This window comes from bacterium (assembly GCA_020444325.1).
Classification (GTDB): Bacteria; Bacteroidota; Ignavibacteria; order SZUA-365; family SZUA-365; genus BM516.
Genome location: JAHLLD010000007.1, coordinates 47935 through 68454, shown reverse-complemented (window position 1 = coordinate 68454; position 20520 = coordinate 47935). Strand labels below are relative to the sequence as shown.

The 20520-nt window shown below is 56.9% G+C and carries 18 protein-coding genes and 1 tRNA gene; 6 read left to right on the top strand and 13 right to left on the bottom strand.

Going from position 1 to position 20520, the window contains the following annotated elements:
- Positions 1 to 3: 3 nt before the first annotated feature.
- The 8 genes from fabF to KQI65_10645 all read right to left on the bottom strand — a co-directional run bounded on the left by fabF (position 4) and on the right by KQI65_10645 (position 6099).
- A complete protein-coding gene (gene fabF, locus KQI65_10680) occupies positions 4 to 1245 on the bottom strand; it encodes a beta-ketoacyl-ACP synthase II (protein MCB2205204.1) in 1242 nt (413 codons plus the stop codon).
- A gap of 73 nt (positions 1246 to 1318) precedes the next feature.
- Positions 1319 to 1561, bottom strand: a complete 243-nt coding sequence (locus tag KQI65_10675; GenBank protein MCB2205203.1) for an acyl carrier protein — start codon at positions 1559 to 1561, stop codon at positions 1319 to 1321.
- 57 nt (positions 1562 to 1618) lie between these two features.
- Entirely contained in the window at positions 1619 to 2365 is a 747-nt protein-coding gene (gene fabG / locus KQI65_10670; GenBank protein MCB2205202.1) for a 3-oxoacyl-[acyl-carrier-protein] reductase, read from the bottom strand.
- A gap of 41 nt (positions 2366 to 2406) precedes the next feature.
- Positions 2407 to 3312, bottom strand: a complete 906-nt coding sequence (gene fabD, locus KQI65_10665) for an ACP S-malonyltransferase (protein MCB2205201.1) — start codon at positions 3310 to 3312, stop codon at positions 2407 to 2409.
- Between the two features lie 10 nt (positions 3313 to 3322).
- Positions 3323 to 4309 carry a ketoacyl-ACP synthase III gene (locus KQI65_10660; protein MCB2205200.1) on the bottom strand — a complete coding sequence of 329 codons (987 nt, stop codon included), beginning with the start codon at positions 4307 to 4309 and terminating at the stop codon, positions 3323 to 3325.
- 21 nt (positions 4310 to 4330) lie between these two features.
- Positions 4331 to 5332 carry a phosphate acyltransferase PlsX gene (gene plsX, locus KQI65_10655; GenBank protein MCB2205199.1) on the bottom strand — a complete coding sequence of 334 codons (1002 nt, stop codon included), beginning with the start codon at positions 5330 to 5332 and terminating at the stop codon, positions 4331 to 4333.
- A gap of 40 nt (positions 5333 to 5372) precedes the next feature.
- Positions 5373 to 5552 carry a 50S ribosomal protein L32 gene (rpmF, locus tag KQI65_10650; GenBank protein MCB2205198.1) on the bottom strand — a complete coding sequence of 60 codons (180 nt, stop codon included), beginning with the start codon at positions 5550 to 5552 and terminating at the stop codon, positions 5373 to 5375.
- Between the two features lie 31 nt (positions 5553 to 5583).
- Entirely contained in the window at positions 5584 to 6099 is a 516-nt protein-coding gene (locus KQI65_10645) for a DUF177 domain-containing protein (GenBank protein MCB2205197.1), read from the bottom strand.
- A 116-nt stretch (positions 6100 to 6215) separates the two neighbouring features.
- Here KQI65_10645 and KQI65_10640 point away from each other — a divergent pair.
- A tRNA-His gene (locus KQI65_10640) sits at positions 6216 to 6291 on the top strand.
- 75 nt (positions 6292 to 6366) lie between these two features.
- Here the strand turns inward: KQI65_10640 and KQI65_10635 are convergent.
- The 4 genes from KQI65_10635 to KQI65_10620 form a co-directional block, all read right to left on the bottom strand.
- Complete coding sequence (locus KQI65_10635) at positions 6367 to 7431, bottom strand: 4Fe-4S binding protein (GenBank protein ID MCB2205196.1); 1065 nt, start codon at positions 7429 to 7431, stop codon at positions 6367 to 6369.
- Positions 7432 to 7477: 46 nt separating this feature from the next.
- Positions 7478 to 7930, bottom strand: a complete 453-nt coding sequence (locus KQI65_10630) for an Rrf2 family transcriptional regulator (protein MCB2205195.1) — start codon at positions 7928 to 7930, stop codon at positions 7478 to 7480.
- Positions 7931 to 8010: 80 nt separating this feature from the next.
- The gene (locus KQI65_10625; GenBank protein MCB2205194.1) at positions 8011 to 9060 is read right to left on the bottom strand and encodes a hypothetical protein; all 1050 of its coding nucleotides are present in this window, start codon (positions 9058 to 9060) and stop codon (positions 8011 to 8013) included.
- A 9-nt stretch (positions 9061 to 9069) separates the two neighbouring features.
- Positions 9070 to 11139 (bottom strand): hypothetical protein, encoded by a 2070-nt coding sequence (locus KQI65_10620; protein ID MCB2205193.1) that lies wholly within the window; start codon positions 11137 to 11139, stop codon positions 9070 to 9072.
- 136 nt (positions 11140 to 11275) lie between these two features.
- Here KQI65_10620 and KQI65_10615 point away from each other — a divergent pair, with 136 nt between their 5' ends.
- Positions 11276 to 12562, top strand: a complete 1287-nt coding sequence (locus KQI65_10615) for an MgtC/SapB family protein (GenBank protein MCB2205192.1) — start codon at positions 11276 to 11278, stop codon at positions 12560 to 12562.
- Between the two features lie 45 nt (positions 12563 to 12607).
- Here KQI65_10615 and KQI65_10610 read toward each other — a convergent pair whose 3' ends face one another.
- A complete protein-coding gene (locus KQI65_10610) occupies positions 12608 to 14143 on the bottom strand; it encodes a CHAD domain-containing protein (protein MCB2205191.1) in 1536 nt (511 codons plus the stop codon).
- 225 nt (positions 14144 to 14368) lie between these two features.
- Here KQI65_10610 and KQI65_10605 point away from each other — a divergent pair, with 225 nt between their 5' ends.
- From KQI65_10605 to KQI65_10590, 4 genes are all read left to right on the top strand, one after another.
- Positions 14369 to 15706: an insulinase family protein gene (locus tag KQI65_10605; protein ID MCB2205190.1), complete on the top strand. Its 1338-nt coding sequence runs from the start codon at positions 14369 to 14371 to the stop codon at positions 15704 to 15706.
- Positions 15707 to 15717: 11 nt separating this feature from the next.
- The gene (locus KQI65_10600; protein ID MCB2205189.1) at positions 15718 to 17217 is read left to right on the top strand and encodes an insulinase family protein; all 1500 of its coding nucleotides are present in this window, start codon (positions 15718 to 15720) and stop codon (positions 17215 to 17217) included.
- Positions 17218 to 17305: 88 nt separating this feature from the next.
- Positions 17306 to 19612, top strand: a complete 2307-nt coding sequence (locus tag KQI65_10595) for a hypothetical protein (protein MCB2205188.1) — start codon at positions 17306 to 17308, stop codon at positions 19610 to 19612.
- Positions 19613 to 19635: 23 nt separating this feature from the next.
- Positions 19636 to 20514, top strand: coding sequence for a glycosyltransferase family 2 protein (locus KQI65_10590; protein MCB2205187.1), 879 nt, complete (start codon positions 19636 to 19638; stop codon positions 20512 to 20514).
- Positions 20515 to 20520: the final 6 nt, after the last annotated feature.

Here is a 20520-nt window from a genome sequence, read left to right as displayed (position 1 = left end):
GTCCTATGGCTTTCGGAACAACAGCGAGACATTGTGGCCGCCGAAGCCGAGGGAATTGGACAGGGCGACCTGAACCGGGTGCTCGATAGCGGTATTGGGGACGTAATCGAGGTCGCACTCGGGATCAGGAGTGGTATAATTAATGGTGGGATGCAGTTTTCCGGTATGCAGCATCATCACCGTGGCAATTGCTTCCAGCGCTCCGGCCGCGCCCAGCAGGTGGCCGGTCATCGACTTGAGCGAGTTGATCTTCAGCTTCTGTGCGTGATCGCCGAAAACAGTCTTGATTGCGGCGGTCTCGTTTTTGTCGTTGTAAGGGGTGGATGTGCCGTGTGCGCTGATGAGCCCGATTTCTTCAGGTTCGACGCCTGCGTCGCGCATGGCAGCGCGCATCGAGCGTACGATGCCCTCACCACCCGGGGCGGGTTCGGTGATGTGATAGGCGTCAGCGGTGAAGCCCATGCCGGCGAATTCCGCATAAATCGTTGCACCACGGCGGATGGCGTGCTCCCGTTCTTCAAGAACGACGATGGCACCACCGTCACCCATGACAAAGCCGTCGCGATCCTTATCAAACGGACGACTGGCTGCCTTGGGATCGTCGTTGCGGGTGGACAGTGCGCGCGCGGCATTGAAGCCACCGAGTCCCATGGGACACACGGCCGATTCGGCACCTCCGGTAACCATGACATCGGCATCTCCGCGTTCGATGAGCATCAATGCGTCACCGAGGGCATGCGCCGAGGTGGCACAGGCGGAGGTCGTGGCATAGTTCGGGCCTTTCAAACCATGCATGATGGAAACATGGCCCGCAGCAATGTCGGAAATCAGCATGGGAACGAAAAAGGGACTGATCCTGCGAGGGGATTTTTCCTCGATCAGGATGTTCTGTTGTTCCCAGTTCGTCCACATACCGCCGATACCGGAGCCGATGATGACACCGACACGTTCGTAATCGGTGGAATCAGGATTGAGCCCGGCATGCTCGATGGCCATGTTGGCGGCTGCTACCGCGTAGTGCGTGAACTTGTCCATGCGCTTGGCCGCTTTGCGGTCCATGTATTTTTCAGCGTCGAAACCGCGCACCTCGGCGGCAAAATGGGTGCGGTATTCCGATGCGTCAAACGCAGTGATCATTTCGGCGCCACTGACCCCGGCGAGCGCGTTATTCCAGAATTCCTGCACAGTCAACCCGATAGGGTTCACGGTGCCCATGCCGGTCACGACGACTCGTCGTTTTTTCATGTCAAACCTCCAATAGGATTCCCGTCCCCGAAAGGACGGGATATTGAACAATCAAGCAGGCAAGCAGGGTCGCTTACTTGTTCAGGTTCTCGGTGATGTACGAAACAGCATCGCCAACAGTCGTGATCTTCTCAGCGTCTTCATCGGCGATCGTGAGATCGAATTCCTTTTCGAATTCCATGACGAGCTCAACGGTGTCGAGGGAATCGGCGCCGAGATCGTTGGTGAAGGAAGCGGCTTCGGTGATCTGGCTTTCTTCCACACCGAGCTTGTTGACGATGATTTGCTTGACTTTCTGGGTGATGTCTTCAGACATGAGATCCTCCAGTGATGGATAGTGTAATGTTGTACAAAATGCTTAAAGCAAAAGGATTTACATGATCATTCCGCCATCAACATTGATGACTTGACCGGTAATATAATCAGATTTTTCCGAAGCGAGGAAGCTGACGGTGTGCGCGATTTCCTCGGGTGAACAGCCGCGCTTGAGCGGGATGACCGACAGGAAGGCCTCGCGCTGCTCGTCCGACAGCACATGCGTCATTTCCGTTTCCACATAGCCGGGCGCGATTGCGTTGACATTGATGTTGCGACTTGCGAATTCCTTGGCGCTGGACTTCGTCAGTCCGATCATACCTGCCTTCGAGGCGGCATAATTCGCCTGGCCCGCATTGCCCATGACACCGACGACGGAGGAGATATTGATGATTTTGCCCTTGCGCTGGCGCATCATGGTTTTCGCAACCGCGCGCGTCATGAGGAAGGCGCCTTTCAGATTGACAGCCATGACGAGATCCCAGTCGTCGTCACCCATGCGCAGCATGAGCTTGTCACGGGTGATCCCGGCGTTGTTGACAAGGATATCGATGCTGCCGAATGTGGAGGCCACTTTCGCGCAATGCTCTTCAACCGCTTCACCGCTGGTGATGTCAACCGTATAACCTTCAATCTGAGTCCCCTTTTCACGCAGTCCCTCCGCAAACGCGTCGAAATCCTCCGGGAATGCGACATCGAACACGGCGATGGATGCACCATGTTCCGCGAGCAGCTGGACGATGGCGCGACCGATTCCGCGGGCTCCACCGGTGACAATGGCGGTTTTTTCGTTCAATTCACTCATGCTTCTTCCGTGATCGAATGAGACAATGTGGGCGTCAGCGATCAGGCTGCGCCGAGATCTTCCAAAGTTCCGACAGTGCGGCAGGCCGCGTCGCCGTCAATACGCTTGAGCAGTCCCTGAAGGACGTTGCCCGGACCGGATTCGATGAACGCTTCGATGCCGTCAGCGCGCATGTTGCGCATGCTCTTTTCCCAGAGAACGGGACTGGTCACCTGGCGCAGAAGATTCTCACGAATTTCCGCTGCCGCAGTGACAGGCAGGGCTGTAACGTTGCTGTACACGGGGAAACGGGCATCCGCAATCGGGGTTGCCTCAAGCACGGCGCCGAGTTCATCCTGCGCATACTGCATCAGCGGGGAATGGAATGCGCCACTGACCGGCAGTTTCTTCACAATGCGAACGCCCTTCTCCTTCAGTATCACCATAGCCCGATCAATTCCTTCGACACTACCGGAGATGACAATCTGTCCGGGAGAGTTGAAATTCGCGGGCTGAGCGATACCGGCGTCGGCCGCTTCGGCACATGCGGCTTCAACGACGTCCGCTTCCGCACCAATGACGGCAGCCATGGTGCCCGGAGAGCGCGTCCCTGCTTCCTGCATGAGCTCACCGCGCTTTTTCACCAGACGCAGTCCGTCTTCGAAGGTCAGGGCGCCGGCGGCAACGAGGGCGCTGTATTCGCCGAGGGAGTGTCCCGCCGCGGCAGCGGCTTCGATACCGAGCAGTTCGGCAACGATGACGCTGTGCACGAAAATGGCGGGCTGCGTGAATTTCGTCTGCTTCAGTTCTTCAGCGGGACCATCGAAGCAGATCGTTTTCAGATCCGTTCCCATGATCTCATTGGCGCTGTCGAAGAGTTCCTTCGCGCGCGCCACGCTCTCGTACAGGTCCTTCCCCATACCTACGTACTGCGATGCCTGACCGGGGAACAATAATGCTGTCTTCATCATGTTCTCCTCAGATGCTCCAGCGGACGAAAATGCCGCCCCAGGTGTAGCCGGCGCCGAAGCTGGCCAGCACCAGGTTGTCACCGCGTTTGAGGCGGCCATCCTTGTAATACTCAGCCAGGCAGCTTGGAATGGTTGCGGCTGTGGTGTTGCCGTAGCGGTCGATGTTGACCATGACCTGGTCCATGCTCAGCCCCATGCGCTGGGCGGTGGACTGAATAATGCGCATGTTCGCCTGATGGGGAACGAGGTACGCGACGTCTTCCGCAGTCAGGTTGTTGCGCTTCATGATATCGAGCGAAACATCCGCCATGCCGACAACGGCAACTTTGAATACGGCTTTACCGTCCTGCGTGATGTAATGCATTTTCTGTTCGACGGTTTCTTTCGTCGCGGGACGTGCGCTGCCGCCGGCTTTCATATGCAGAGCTTCCATACCGGAACCGTCAACAAAGTTGATGGCGTCGATCACGCCGTAGTCCGCATCTTCTCCGGGCTCAAGCAGCACGGCCGCGCCACCGTCGCCGAAGAGAATGGCGGTATTGCGGTCGTTCATATCCATGATGGAAGTCATTTTGTCCGCCCCGATTACCAGAACTTTCTTGTGCGTCCCGGCCTTGATGAACTGCGCTCCCGTCGTGAGGGCGAAGATGAAGCCGGAGCAGGCGCCGCTCAGGTCAAAGCCCCAGGCGTTCTTGGCGCCGAGCTTGTTCTGCACGAGCGCGGCAGTACTCGGGAAAAACATGTCAGGGGTGACCGTTGCGACGATGATGCAATCGATTTCTTCAGCACCGATGCCGCGCATCTCCAGGGCGCGCTTTGCGGCTTCGACGGCGAGATCGGAGGTCGCTCCCTCATCGAGAAAACGCCGTTCGCGAATGCCGGTACGCGTAACAATCCACTCGTCGGTGGTGTCGAGATACGATTCGAAATGGCTGTTGGGGACGACATGGTCCGGGGCATAATGCCCGACAGCAGTAATCTCTGCGGTTTTCATACGGTTGTTTCTCTCATGCACTTATGATGAATTACGAGGCGACATCGCGTCCCGGATGGTGTCATTGACACTGCGGTCCACCATCTCCTTGGCGCGGAGAATCATGTTCATCATGGCTCGTGGCGTCGAACTGCCATGGCCGATGATGCTGATGCCCTTGACGCCCAGCAGAGGGACGCCGCCGTATTCCTGGTAATCCCAGTCCCGAATCATGCCCTTGAGGGTTTTGCCCATCAAGCCGGCCCATATCTTGTGAAAGAAGCCGCGTTCAGCATAATCGTAAAACTTGCTTTTCAGCAGTCCCGGGAAGGATTCAGCGAATTTTAAAATTATGTTGCCGGTGAAGCCGTCGCAGACGACGACGTCGACCGTGCCTTTGAGAATATCCCGCCCCTCCACATTTCCAACGAAGTTGATGGGTGCGTCCTTCAGCAGCGGCCAGGCTGCAATGCACGCATCGTTGCCTTTCTTTTCTTCCTCCCCGACGTTGAGCAATCCAACCCGCGGACGCTCGCGACGCATGATCAGTTCCGTGTAAACACTTCCCATGATGCCGAACTGCATAAGATGGGAAGGCTTGGAGTCGACATTCGCGCCGGCGTCGATCAGCAGTACCGGACCCCGCTCCGAAGGGAGGAAGGTGCCGATGGAGGGACGCTCCACGCCCGGAAGCCGTCCGAGCAGCAATGTCGACAGCGCCATCACCGCGGCCGTGTTGCCGGCACTGATAAATCCGTCGACTTCCCCCTCCCGGTGCATTTCAAGTGCGCGGTACATCGAGCTCTGCTTTTTCTGCTTGAGCGCAACAGCGATGGGGTCGTGCATTTCCACAACCTCATCGGTATGCTGTACCGCGATATTATCTGGCGCGTCGGTTGGCAGGTGTTTCCGAATCGCTTCCTCGTCGCCGAGAAGCAGAATGCGGAAATCGCAACGAGGATCGCGGGTACAGAGAAGCGCTCCCTCGACAACATTGCCAGGGGCGAAATCCCCGCCCATTGCGTCCACTGCTATGGTTACCACACCAGGCGCCTTTTCATCCAGACCGCCTCAGCGGCGGCGATCAGAGTTTCGGGGTGATGATCGAACGGCCGTTGTAGTACCCGCAGTTCGGGCAGACGCGATGCTGCAGCTTGGTCTCGCCGCAGTTGTCGCAGGTTGCGGTGGAAGAAGCCTTGGCCTTGTAGTGCGTGCGGCGCTTTGCCGTGCGGGCCTTTGAATGCTTATGAGTAGGATTGGGCATGAGACTCTCTCCGGAGTAACAGTGATTGTATTTATTGATCCAGTTTCAATGATTTCAACGTATCCCAGCGGGGATCTTCCCGCTGCTGTCTTTCCGCCCGCAGCGCATCCGGTATAGGATTGCGGCAGAGCGACTTTCCATTATCATCTTCACCGCAGATGACGCGCATGGGAATGCAGAGCATCGCTGCGTCGCGAACATCTTCTGCGAGATCCACTGTCGGATCGTTCACGGGAATCTCGCGTACATCATCTTCTTCCGACGAAGTGCCGGAATTATCATGCGTGAACACCAGAAGAAATTCCGTCTCGACCGGAACGTCGACTTCATCGAGACAGCGATCGCAGGGCAAATGCGCGACCGAGCGCACGCTTATGCGCAGTGCAATCTGGTGTTCTGCCTTGTCCAGCGTCACGTCGATACTCAGCGGGGTGCGGAATTCCGCGGGCAGTTCGATGCTGCCGGGATCAACCGTGTACTGCAGCTGGTGCTGGCCATCCGTGAGACCGGATAGGCGAACGGGGATATGTTTATGCTTCGATTTCATATCCGGTCACTCTAAGTCATGCAAATTATGGAAAAATTCAGGAGGGTGCAAACGATTTCTCCCCGTGTCCATTGCCTTCGGAGGAAAAACGCTGTATATTTATATGCTCTGAAATGGTGGGCGTAGCTCAGTTGGTAGAGCATCAGATTGTGGCTCTGAGGGTCGCGGGTTCGACCCCCGTCGCTCACCCCATTATAAAAGCCCCTCTTCACGCCGAAGAGGGGCTTTTTTGTTCACCGCGCCGCAGCTTCGCCGCAGCGATGCGTATCAGCGAGAAGCCTGTTCCTGTGGTGCGCTGCCCTGATTGTGGTTGTATATCGGATTGTTGATATCCCTGATGCGCCGCGAGTATTCCGTCTCCTGCACGCTGCTTGTCCAGTTGCCCGTCAGCATCGCCAGGCCGGTGACGAGGAGAAATATCCCCGCCACGGCAGCGGCAACCCAGGTGGGTCGCAAGGTGAAACGGCTTTTCGGGGCAGCCTTGAGCTGGAGGGTTTCCTTTACCGGACAGGCTTCGACGCAGGCCATGCAACTTGTGCATTCGTCGGACATGACCACACGGTGTTTGTCGACTGCAATGCGGTTGGGACAGACTTTCGCACACTTTGCGCAGTCGATACACGAGTCGGCGTTGCGCGTGATGCGGAAGGGACTGAGGAGGCCCGCCAGACCGAGCAGCGCGCCGTATGGACAGAGGTAGCGGCACCAGAAATTCCTGATGAACAGCGAAAGCCCCATCAGCACCCCGATGACAACCAGGGAAAAGCGGGAAATATCCTTGAAGAACAGGAACATCTTGACGTCGGCAACCTTGTTGTAGGGACTGTCGAGGAACATGCCGAGCGAACGGACGTCCATCTGGAAAAACACCACATACACAAGGAAACCAAAGAGCAGATACTTGATGGACCGCAGGGGGTAGTCGAGCCATCGCCACACACCGAAATTCCTGCCGAAGAGCTTTTTCCCGAATTCCCCGATATTCTCTGAGAGTGTGCCTACGGGACAGAGCCAGCTGCAGAAGGACTTTTTCATCAGAACGGACATGACGATGAATGCGAGAAGGATGAAGAGTCCCGCCGGATGCACGGGGTGTACACCACCGCCAAGGACGAGATAGTAAAGACTCATCAACGCGGAGATGGGAAGGAAGCCTTCGACTCCCGGGGGACGCGAAACGAACAGACTTCCGCTGCCATCATGCCAGGTAAACCACAGCGTGAATTCGACTCCGATCCATAGGCAGAGCAGGATGAATGCCATCTGCATCCAGAAACGCAGCTGCTGTCCGCTGCGCGGCTTCCATCGCTCTATGTGCTGTATCGCCTTCATGGCTTAAAACTCGACTTTCTTGTCTACATTCAAGTGAAAAAATATATCAGTCCGCCCGTCCGTACTCCTGAAGGACGGTGCTGATTTTTTCACGTGATACGGGGATGAGGTCCGCGAGACTGTCGCTCGAGAGCATCGTGCGTATTGTGTCACGCACTTCACCCCAGCGGTCATGTACCGGACAGGGTTTGCCGGTGCCGCAGCCCGGGAAACCCAGGACGCAGTTGTCGAAAAAACCGAGTCCGTCTATCGCCTCGACCACATCGATCAGGCGAATTTGCCCGGGCTGCCGCTGCAGCGTATATCCGCCCTGCACACCCTTGTAGCTGGTCAGCACGTTTTTCTCGCTCAGCGACTGGAGAATCTTCGCAAGGAAATGCACGGGGATATTCAGCTCCGCAGCGATTTCCTTGATCCCGACACGACGATCACCGATGGTGGCGATGTACAGCGTCGCCTGTATCCCGTATTCACATGCCTTTGAAAAGATAATTGCCATAACCTATTATCGACCTTTTTCTCGATAATAAGTTACTGCTTCGCGTCGACACAGTCAATAGCGAAGTGGAGGGAGATTGATCAGTACTGCAGCCATTCCTCGCCGAGTTCCTCATCGACCATGCGGAAGATCCCGTATTTAAGTGTCATTGCGAAAACGCGAATCGGGTAGCCGGGTGCGATACGGACACGCATGATGTCGGTAGTCGGGAGTCCGTCATTGATTCCTTCCCATGTCGTTCCGCCATCGAGTGAGCGCAGCACGCCGGTATGAATGGCGGAGATGTACATGATGTTCTCATTGCGGGGATGAATACTGATCTCCGAGATCTGGTCAACGTCGTTCATGCGTTTCCAGTGCAGTCCGGCATCGACGGATTTATACAGGCCATGTCCCGGACCGGTAACACCGGCGAACACGACCGACGGATCACTCGGAGAGTGTGCGAGGCTCCTAACCCCTGTTTGCCCCTCCAGTCCACTGAGTCCTTCCGTTGCCGGTGACCAGTGGTTGCCTTCATCTGATGAGCGGAGGAGTGCGGGACTGGTTGCTCCTCCGGCGAAGAGAACGAATGGGTTCGCCGGATGTCCGCTGATGCATTGCACACCGAGCGCATCGAGAACCCTTACCCAGGTATCAGAACCGTCCTTGCGCCGGTATATTCCGTTTCGGTCCCCGGAACCTGCATAGAGTGCAGGAGCGGTGCCATTGGAGCGATAGATGTGCAGAATGCCTCCACCGGGCCATGCAGAAGGATCCCCGACCGGTGTCCAGCTGCCGGCGGCATCAGTACTGATGAAAAGCGGCTGGCCTTCTCCGCCGGAGCTGAAACCGGCATACAGGGTGTTCGGGTTACCCGGATCTATGGTAAGCGCTGAGAGGCGTGCGGTGCTGAAAATCGTCGGAATTCCGTTGTTACTGAGCACCCAGTTGAAACCGCCGTCGGTCGATTTGTACAGCCTGCCATAGTCGGTACCACAGTACATGAGCAGGGAATCGGTCTGATCGATGGCAATAGTGTAGACAAGCGTATGCTGCAGTCCGCGATTCATCGCTTCCCAGGAGGATGTCTGTGCGAGTACATGACCCGACAGCATAGCGGCAAAAGCGAGTATGGTGAGTATGCGCATTTCAGACCCCTACTTGATAAAAGACATGGTGATCACGCGCCGTGCACCGCCGCTCGAGAGCACGCAGTAGTAACTGCCTGACGGAAGGATCCGGCCATGGCTGTCTCTGCCGTCCCATGTGACACGATGATCACCTGCCGGGAAAAAACCTTCCGCGAGCACGTCAACAAGGCGACCTGACGCGTCATAGACGCACAGCCTGAGTTGTCCGGCGCCAGGCAGGTAGAAGGATATGGTTGTTGTGGGATTGAATGGATTCGGATAGTTCTGATCGAGGCGCAGGGAATGCAGTTCGGCGACGCTGTGCAGAGCCGTCATACCACCTGGATCGACATCCTTGTAAACGATGAATGCGGTGAAGGGACTGATGACGTTGTATTTCTCACTGAGCCGAATGACCTCCTCCCGTATCGATGTTGAATCTTCCATATAGCGCAGAGTGTCACAGAGTTCCTCAATTCTCGCCGCCGCCCAGTACCTCGCAATCTGTTCCTGGGAAGTGGTGTCTCTCCAGAGGATCATGGAGCGTCGTTTTTCGACAGGCTGGTCGTCGCCCTGCAGCCTGTAGCGGAGAATGGCATCGCCCGAGAGCGTGTGTGTGAATCTGCCCGTGGCAGCACTGGCCTGCAGCACGGCAACATCCCGGTGCCGGGGTGTGATGTCCATCGTCCCCTGCGGGAACTGCAGTGACAGGTCCACCACCGCCTCGGTGCTCCACGCATACGTGAAGCGTTTGAACATGTCGTCGACCTCCATGCCCTGGTCCAGAGTGCAGATGTCGCCGGAAGAAAGATGCGCGAGATCGTACATTGCTTCGATATGATCGGTATAGATGCACACCGGTGAAAACATCACACTGTGGTTCTCCACCGCCAGTGCCGCCAGCAGGTCCAGTGAACCCTTTGCCCCGCGATTCACGAGTCCATCACTGACGAACACGCAGCGTGTGATGGCTTCATCCCGCAGCGCCAGAGTTGCAATGCTGCTCAGCACCTGTTCGTAATCCGTAATACCCGTCGGCCGATACAGGTGGCCGAGAAACTGGTTGACGCTTGCGAGGAGTATGGAATCCTGGAATTGCAGTGTCGTATCCGACGGCCAGTGCGCGACTTCCTGATTGAACAGCATCATATGCAGCCGGTCCATGGGACGCATGCGCGGGATGATATGAGCGGGAAGCTCTCGCAGCAATTGCTCACGCAGACCGCACATGCTGCCGGATGCGTCAAGCGCAAGGATATAGTCGACCGGGATAATATCCTCCTCGGAAAGTTGGTCCGGAAACCACGCCAGGAAAAAGCTGCTGTCTGGATCCGCGGCGGATCCATGGGTAAGGACGAAAAGTTTTTTATCCCAACCGTCAAGTTTCCAGGTCAGAACATAGTCCTGCTCGATCAGAATATTTTCACTCCCGAAATCAACTGCGATATGTCTGTCACTGTATTCCGTGCGTGTCTGTATCGTGGGATTTCCGTCGAAATTGCTCTGCAGATCAAGGATTGGAGCCTGCATGGTCAGCTCAAGGTGCATGTCGAGCACCGCCACAGGGGCGTGCTGGTAGCCGCTCTGGTTCATCGGGTAGAAAAAGCGAATCGTGCCGCTCTCATCAACGGGCAGCAGCTGGAAATACTCGAGTTCGATGCGCCGGACTTCGCCGGGACGAAGTGGGAAAATGCGCAGTTGGAATCGATTGCTTCCCAGGGAACTGAGTATGGCGGGATCACCCACGCCCTGATTTTTCAACGAATCATACAGGGCCTCGGCTTCTTCCTTACGGCGGACCTTGAATACATATCGCTCGCCATCCACCCACATCCAGAGTCCATCCACCCGTGCACCTTCAGGAAGCTGAAACACATAGAACCCTTCAAGCTCCAGTCCGGTATCGTTGAAAAAGCGTTCGTCAACATGCGTGGTGGCCAGCCTGTCGTCGATGCGTACGGCGGTGTGGACCTCCGTCTGCTCGAGGTTGTAGATCGGAGAGGCCTTTCCACTGACTCTCGCATACAGGCGTCCCGCCTCCAGATGGCAGGGCAGCGCAAGCATGCCAATAAGAATGCAATACAGGATTTTTTTCACGGGGGGCTCCTCTCGCTGGTGACAGGGAGGAGACACATCAGCGACGGGATTGTTCCCTTCGCATACGGGCAGGGTTTGTTCTCCGCGGTCAGCCTTCTATATTCAGAGAAATCCATCTGCAAGGTATGAGATGAACGTGATGCCACTCCTTCTGCTCCAGACTCAGATCCCGGACATGACACTGCCCATGATTTTCGAGAAAGCGGGCATTGCGCTGCTGGTGGGACTGCTGGTCGGGGTTGAACGCGAGAGAGCACGGAACGACGACGAACGCCTGTTTGCGGGTATTCGCACTTTTCCGCTTATCGGTCTGCTCGGTTTTCTTGCAGCCCTGCTTGGCTCCGTCATGGGACCCTGGCTTACGGCGGTACTGACTGCCGGATTCATCGTACTCGTCGCGCTTTCGTATTACCTCGAGGCGAAGCAGGGTGCGCATGGTGCGACCAGCGAGGTTGCGGCGCTGCTGGTGTTCGTGTTCGGCATGCTCATTCACCTGGATCTGATCGCGGTCGCGATTGCCTCCAGTGTTGTCCTTACCCTTTTTCTTTCGCTCAAGGACCCGCTGCATCGACTGGTGGGACGCGTGCAGGAGGAGGACATTTACGCCGCGCTGAAGTTCGCCATCATTACGGCAATCGTTCTCCCCATCCTGCCGGATACGACGATGGGACCGCTCGACGTGCTCAATCCCCGCCAGGTGTGGTATATGGTCGTGCTGATTGCGGGAATCAGCTTCGCGGGATATGTACTGGTGAAAGTGTTCGGGTCGAAGAAGGGATTGTCTCTGACGGGGATGATGGGGGGACTCGTTTCCAGCACGGCCGTGACGCTCTCGTTTTCCCAGAAAAGCAAAGAAGCGCCGGAACTCGGCAATACGTTCGCGTCAGCGATCATACTCGCCTGTACAATCATGTACCCCCGCATCCTGGTTGAGGTCGCCGTCGTCAATCAGTCACTGCTCGCCTTTATCTGGCCCATGATTGCCATACTCACGGCAAGCGGTGTCGCGGCCAGCCTGTTCCTCCTGATGCGGAAACGGTCACAGGCCAGCTCCGACGTTGATCTTAAGAATCCTTTTGAACTGATGTCCGCCGTAAAATTCGGTTTGATTTTCGCAGTGATCATTTTCGTTTCAAAGGCGGCGCAGGAATATCTCGGAAGTGGGGGAGTGTTTCTCGCGGCAGGACTGGCGGGATTGACGGACGTCGACGCCATAACGCTGTCGATGGCCAATCTTGCGAAGGACGCTGTTTCGGAGGCGACCGCTTCTACGGCCATTCTCATCGCTGTTGTCGTGAATACCATAGTGAAGGCTTCCATCGCGTTCTCCCTGGGCGCGGCGTCGCTGCGGAAATTCACACTTCCCGGATTCGGGCTGGTGCTGCTGACGGGCCTGGTCCTCATTGCCTGGATGCTGCTCTGACCATGGCTCCCTTCGCGTGAATGCCAGCAGCCATTGCAGGGGTGCTCAGAGTGCCAGCAATGCCTTCAGAAGCTTGCTGCGAAAATCCCTGGCCAGGAAGTCTTCCCATGCAGCAGGGAAATTTGTCAACAGGTCATGTTTGCGCGCCTGCCGGTCCGCCAGGTAGGTGAGCAGAGGGGCAGCGTTGAGCCGCTCTGCGAAGGGAAGCTCTGACTGACGCTGATCAAGGTCCTGCACAAAGGCGGTGATCATCTGTCCTGCTGTCTGATCGTCCTGCAGGTGTCCGAGATAGTCCTGCATATCTGTCACATGTTTGATAAGCTTTTTGACATCATTTCCGAGCAGCTCCTGGAGGAACTCCATCGTGTAGCGCAGTTTCTTGCACTGTATGCGCAGAGCATGCAGCCGGTCGAGACTGGCGGTTCCCAGCTCGTGGTCGAAAGCGAGGATGTCGGTCAGCCGTTCCATGATGAGGACAGGCGCAATATGCACGATGCGTTTCTGCACCCCGGCGACAATTTCAGTCTGTTCGACAGTGCCCTTGCCGGGGGTTTCGGCGAAGGCGGCGAACTCCCTGCAGAAATCGCGGTACGCGTCTGAATCCAGGTATGAACGCAGTGTCGCGAGATGCCGCTGCCGCTCTTCTTCCCAGGCGTGGAGCAGGGGACGAAAGGCTGCAGCGTCATTTTCTTTCAGCGTGGCGGCGTATGTGCGCATATGTTCGAGCAGCACATCCAGATCGCGCACACTGCCGAGAACTTTCCCGGTCCGCTTGAGCGGCTTGCGGAAACGGCGCACGGTCTTCTCGGTGAATGCCCCGTCGAATACGTCGAAGGCAGAGCGCATACGCCGTGTTGCGACACGCATCCGGTGGACGATTTCAATATCTTCACCCAGTGCCTCGCTGCCCCCGTGTGCGAGCATCTCCTCGAAATGCAGGCGCAGCACCTTGCGTCCCGCCTCCGAAAAGCTGTCGAAGCGCTGCAATCCCGGTAGCTTTTTCTTCTTCTTTGTCTCCGTCGCTGCGTTCTGCGAGCCCGCGCTGGCGGCTGCGTTCTGCGAGCCCGCGCGTTCGGGTGCGTTCTCCGGCACCGACGGTGAAGTCTCCGCGATTATTGACATCCCATCGCGCTCAAACGCCTTGCGCCAGTAACGTGTACGGCTCGGAGAGAGTCCGACTTCTTCCGCGATGCTGCGTGTTTCCTTCCCGTCTGCATATGAAAGCAGGATATCTACGCGGCGCGCAATGTCGTCATCGATGTCGCCGGCGCGAAGGGCGCGCAAATGCTCCTGTTGTTCGGATGTCAGCAATGGTTCGTGTGTCTGTTTCGCTTTACCTGTTCCCGCGCGACGCGGCGGGACGTAGTCTTCGTCAAACATGTGCATGCCGCTGCGCTCGAACTGCTTGCGCCAGTAGCGTGTGCGGCTCTCGGATAATCCCACCTCAGCGGCGATTTCCCTTGTGACCCTGCCCTCGTCATACATGAGAAGCAGGCGGGCGTTGCGCTGCCGCTCGGCATCGAGTGCGGGATTGCGAAGGAGTTCCTGAAGTGCTTCACGCTGTTCTGACGTCAGTTGCATGGCGATCCTGCTGCGTGGTCTCTATTGCTGGTGACGGGAAATGCATGTATACAGAAATGCCCACCAGAATGCAACCCGCGGGTTCCGAAACAGCCGGTGGGATCCGAAACAGCCTGCTCAGCTCCGCCGTGCTGATGATGTGAATGTTTCCGAAGCAGGCCGCGGATCGTTACATTACATGATCTATGATCTGTCACAAACTATTCCCAACAATGGAGACACACTGTGAGACTTCTACTGTTCTCATTGACGGTACTGCTGTTGTGCGGGGCGCCGCTCATGGCTGAAGCGGGAGGAAACGGCGCATTTCCGTACGAGTACCGTGTTGAAACGCTGGACAACGGACTGACCGTTATCATGATTCCCATGGAATCGGGCGGACTCATGTCGTATTACAGCGTCGTGCGTACAGGTGCACGGGATGAATACGAACAAGGAAAGACGGGTTTTGCGCACTTTTTCGAACACATGATGTTTCGCGGCACGAAAAACTATCCCGCGAAAGTTTACGACCGTATGGTCACTGAAATGGGTGCGGATGCCAACGCATATACCACGGATGATTACACCTGCTACCATATGTCGTTTGCGTCGGAAGACCTGGAAACCGTCATCAAACTCGAGAGCGACCGTTTCCAGCATCTCGATTATGAGGAAGCCGCATTTCAGACAGAGGCCGGTGCCGTGTATGGTGAATACCGGAAGAACCGCAGCAATCCCTGGGCGGTGCTCTTCGAAGACCTGATGAAGACGGCGTTTACCCGCCATACGTACGGGCATACAACCATCGGTTTCGAAGCCGATATCGAGGCAATGCCCACCATGTATCAGTACAGCAGGGATTTCTTTTCCCGCTATTACCGTCCGGACAATGTCGTGCTCATGCTCGCGGGAGACTTCAACAGCGAGAATGCGATGAAGCTCATCCGCAGTTATTACGGAGAGTGGAAAGCCGGGTATGCGAAACCGGACATCACCCCGGAACCCGAGCAGAAACGGGAGCGCAGCGTCAATATCCGATACGACGGCAAGACCCTGCCACTCATGGTGGTTTCCTACAAGAGTCCCGCGCTCGACGCCGGAAACCGGCTCGTGGTCGCCGGCTCGATGCTCGGTGAACTGCTCTTCGGGGAAAGCAGCGACATCTATAAAAAACTGGTTTTGAAGGAACAGAAGCTCCAGTTCATCGGGGCGGATTTCGGATTTAACCGCGATCCCAAACTCTGGAGCATCTATGCGATGATCAAGAACGAGTCGGATATCGAGATGGTGCGTCAGGAAATTGACAAGACTATCGCGGCATTTCGCGACACGCCGGTGACGGAGAAGCAGCTCACCGATATCAAGAAGCGGCTCAAGTACAGTTTCCTCATGGATCTGGACACGCCTGATGCGGTGGCAGGCGGACTCGCGCGGTTCGTTGCGCTCACCGGTGGCATCGATGTGGTCAATACGCTGTATGCGACGTACGACCAGATTACGCCCGACGATATTCGACAGGCCGTGTCTACGTATCTGACACCCGAGAAGCGCACCATCGCAACGTTGAAGGGGAGGAAATGACCATGAAACAACTGCAAGCAATCTCAATTCTGTCCATTTTCATTATCGGACTGCTCATGACTTCCTGCAGCGTTCCCTCCTCCGAAAGCACCGTATTGCTCCCGGTGAAGGACGATCCGACCATTTCTTTCCGAATCTGGTTCAAGACCGGATCCCAGAACGATCCCGGCGGCAAGGAAGGACTGGCCGCTCTCACGGCATCCATGATGGTCGAGGGTGCAACGGAGAAACATAGCTATGAGGACATTCTCTCGGCATTGTACCCGATGGCGGCATCCTATTACGTGACTGTTGACAAGGAAATGACGGTATTTATCGGGCGTGTGCACAAAGATAATCTCCAGGATTACTATCCGTACTTCATCGATGCCCTGCTGCACCCGAAGTTTGCCGAAGACGATTTTACGCGCATCAAGACCGACATGATCAACAGTATCGAAAAGTCTCTTCGCTATTCGAGCGACGAGGAACTCGGAAAGGCGGCGTTCTACAACTTCGTCTACGAGGGTACGCCGTATGGACATCTTGATCTCGGCACGGTCAGCAGCCTCGAAGCCATCACGCTCGACGATGTACGCACCTTTTACAACACCTGGTTTACCCGTGACAACGTGGTCATCGGGCTCGGTGGTGGCTACGCAGATACGCTGGTCGCGACCCTGGAACGGGATTTCGAAATGCAGCTGCCCGAGGGGAAAACCGTGCAGCCGGGCGCACCGGCGCCGATTCCTGTCGAGGGACGCCATGTCCTTCTCGTTGAAAAGGAATGCAACGCCACCGCCATCAGCTTCGGTTTCCCGATCGATGTGCTGCGCGGGGACGAGGATTTCTGGGCGCTGGCGCTGTTCAATTCCTGGTTCGGCGAACACCGCAATTCTTCTTCGCATCTCTACCAGGTGATACGCGAGGCGCGCGGCATGAACTATGGAGACTACTCGTATATCGAGATTTTTCCCAATGGCGGCAGCAGGCACATGCCCGCACCGAATCATGCCCGCAGGCAGCAGCTGTTTGAAATCTGGCTGCGTCCCGTGCAGCATCAGCATCGACACTTCGCGCTGCGGGCGGCGATACGTGAACTGCAGCATGTGGTAGACAGTGGCATGACGCAGGAAGAGTTTGCGCTTACCCAGCAGTTCCTCGACAAATATGCATTGCACTATGCGACAACAACCATGGGCCGTCTCGGGTATGCCATCGACAGCAAATTTTACGGGATCGACGGGGACTATATCGAGATGTTCCGCCGGCACATCGCCGGACTGACGCTCGATGAGGTCAACGCCGCGATTCGCAAACACCTGCAATACAAGAATCTCCGCATTGCCATGGTGACCATGGGAGCGCAGGAGTTCGCGGATGAGCTGGCAGCTGATACACCGAGTCCTGTGACCTATGACACCCCCAAACCGGAGGAGGTTCTCGAGGAGGACAAGATCATCGAAGCCTACCCGCTCGACATCGCACGTGAGAACATTTCCATCGTTCCAGTGGAAGAAATGTTCCGTTGATATCAGCTGAAAACAGGTAAAAAGGCGGTCCGCGGACCGCCTTTTTCTTATATTGCCCAACCAACCGAACAGACGCAGCGAGGCCACAATGTCATCTCCGGCATACGTGCCACCTGAAATCCAGCGCATGGCAGTGATTGAATCCGACACTTTTCCGCACGATGCCGTCGTCGTTGCGGATCGCAGGTTGCCTGAACCGGTGCTGCGCGCGTTTCCCGATCCAATCCTTGTCGAAGCCGGAGAACGGCTTAAATCTCTTGCCAGCATCGAGGAGCTGGCCACCTCCGTCCTGCGCAGGCGCAGCAGCAAGCCGCTGACGCTTGTCGCCGTGGGTGGAGGCAGCGTCGGGGATGCCGTCGGGTTCCTGGCGAGCATACTCTGGCGTGGTGTAACACTCTGGCAGGTACCGACCACACTGCTGGCGATGGTAGATTCCGCCCATGGCGGGAAAACGGCGGTGAATCTCGGGTCCGCCAAGAACCAGCTCGGTACCTTCTATCCCGCAAGCCGCATTCTCATCGTCGAGCAATTCCTGTCGTCCCTGCCGGTACGACAGCGGCGCGAAGGGGTGGTCGAACTACTGAAGGCGCTATGGCTCGGCGACGCCGGAAGTGTGCACGCGCTGAACACGGAAATCATGCAGGAAGTGGTATTCGCACCCTGGTCCACGATATCGGCGCAGCTCGGCAACATGATCGAAACGGCGGTATCCATCAAACATCGCATCGTGTCTGAAGATCCACGCGAGGAAGAGGGGGTGAGGACGGTGCTGAATCTCGGCCACACACTGGGCCATGCGCTCGAGCTTGTTACGGGACTCGGTCATGGTGCTTCCGTGGCGTGGGGCATGGCCGCCTCCCTCCGGTTTTCCGAGCGTTTCGGGATGTCGGATCGAGACATGCAGCATTGCCGCGCGACGCTGCTGCCGCTGCTTGTTCCAATTGGCACGCTCCCTTCACGGGAGGTCCTCCATGCAGCAATGCTGCGGGACAAGAAGCGCAGCCACGGCACACTGCGATCCGTACTGCTTCACGCACCTGGTGATCCGCATGTCCATACTGATATCAGTGCTGACGACTGGATCGATGCACTCGAGCAGGAAGTGCGGCAATTTCAATCTTCTTCACTTCGTGTGTCGCTGAACAGTCCGCGCAATCTCGAACAGACGCTCGACGCCAGCAAGTCAGAACTGAACCGTGCGCTCATCATCGCGGCGCAGCGGAAGGGACGCAGCACCGTTGTGGGCAAGAGTGCAGCGGATGATGTTCGCAGTATGACGGCCGCACTGCAGCAGCTCGGCTACCCGCTTGATGAGTCGGAGAAAGGCTTTGTCTCCGACCGTGCCGCGGGTACTTCATCCCAGGCGACATCCAGCGATATGCGTACCGTGCATGCCGGTGAGGGCGGTACGACGCTTCGCTTTCTGCTTGCACTTTGCGCGACGAGCAGGACAAGGACAAAAATCGTTGTCGCACCGGCACTGATGCGGCGTCCCCATGAGTCACTCATCAACTCCCTGCGCAGCGCCGGGGCCGCCATTGAGAGATTTGATGATCTGTCGGGACAGGGATTTGTTGTCCAGGGTTGGGAGCAATTCCCTGCATCCTTCTCGGTGGATGTCGCGGAGTCTTCCCAATATGCCTCCGCGATTGCGCTGCTGGCGGCCGGATCCGAACGGCCTTTCACGCTTCGGTTGATGGGAGAGCCGGTTTCGCCGGCATATTTCGAATTAACCCTTGCGATGCTTGAGCAGGCCGGTGTAGATGTCATTCGCAAGAAGAGCCTGATTGCATTGAATCCGACAACACGGCTTGAAGAGAAACTGACGATGGATATTCAATGCGATGCGAGTTCGCGTGCGGTGTGGAGCGTCGCACACTTTCTCGGTCATCCCGCGGAGCCCGGGCGCAAGGCGCGCGTCCCGCGTCAGCCCGATTCCGAGGTGGATCAATATCTTTCTCAGCTTCGCGAAGCGAGGAGGAAGCCTGTGGAGCTTGATCTGCATGCGGTTCCTGATCTGCTCCCCGTTCTGGCTGTCGCTGCCGTGACGGTGGCCTATCCAGTGCGTTTTACAGGTGTCGCTCACCTTCGCTTCAAAGAATCGGACAGGCTTGACGGACTTGCTGCGTCGCTTCGCGCCGTGGGCATCAATGCCGTGGCTGAGGAGGCCGCGCTGCGGATTGATCCAGGCCATTCGATTCGGCCGGGGTCAATGTTTGAAACACAAGGGGATCATCGCCTGGTCATGGCCGCGGTGCTGCTTACGCTCGCTGCCGAGACGCCGCTTATCGTTACACGTCCGTGGACAGTCAGCAAATCGTACCCCGCGTTCTGGGATGACGTGCGCGCAGGCGGCTGGCTCGCAGAAGCCGTCGAGGATGACAGGCAGGGATGACGCATTCCATTATTATCATCACGATGAATCGACCTCAGACCGCCAGGCATGCTCTCGAGATGCTGCGCAGCCAACACAGGGTGCCGGACGAAGTGATACTTGTCGAAGCAGGAGAACATCGCTTCCAGCCGCAGACAGGGGAAGCGTGGCCCTTCCGGTTACAGCGACTGCAGAGCACCGCGGGGATGGCGGTGCAGCGAAACCTCGGGCTGGAATCCGCCACCGGAGACATTCTGACATTTCTCGACGACGACGCAGTGCTCGACAAGCAGTACTGTGAGGTGATCCTGGATGCATTTTCCGCCGAAGTCGATGTGGTGGGTATCGGTGGTGTGCAACAGATGGAAGCGCGGTCGGAGGGGCTCGAACTGCTGTTCCGGAAGATTTTCCTGCTGCAGACGGATCGTGGTCGAAACCGTTTCCTGTGTTCGGGATTTCCGGACTTCAATATTCATGCTTCCGCCGCGGGCGACGCCGGAATTCTGCCTTCAACCGTGCTCTCATTTCGCGCAGAAGCCGCGAGGGATATTCGCTTCGATCCCGCACTGTTTTCAGGGCGTCCCCTCGATCTGGAGACAGGACGCTGTTTCGGTGAGGATGCATGGTTTACCTCCGAGCTCTCGCAGCGCGGACGCCTGCGATTGCTTGCATCCGCCCGGTATTCGCATGTGCCCGACCCGCGCAACCGTGAAAACAGCACGGTCACCCAGGCGCTGTATGTTTACGCGATGCGCCAGCTCAGCTATCGGGAAGCGAAAGGATTGCGGCGCCGACTCTGCCGCGCCTGGGCCCTGGCAGGACTGGCTCTCCTCGCTCTACTGCAGTCGATACGATATGCGAATACCGGGTATGTGCGGGGATACGGCATGGCGATGCGGAAACCGCTTCACCTCATGGATTAGAAAACG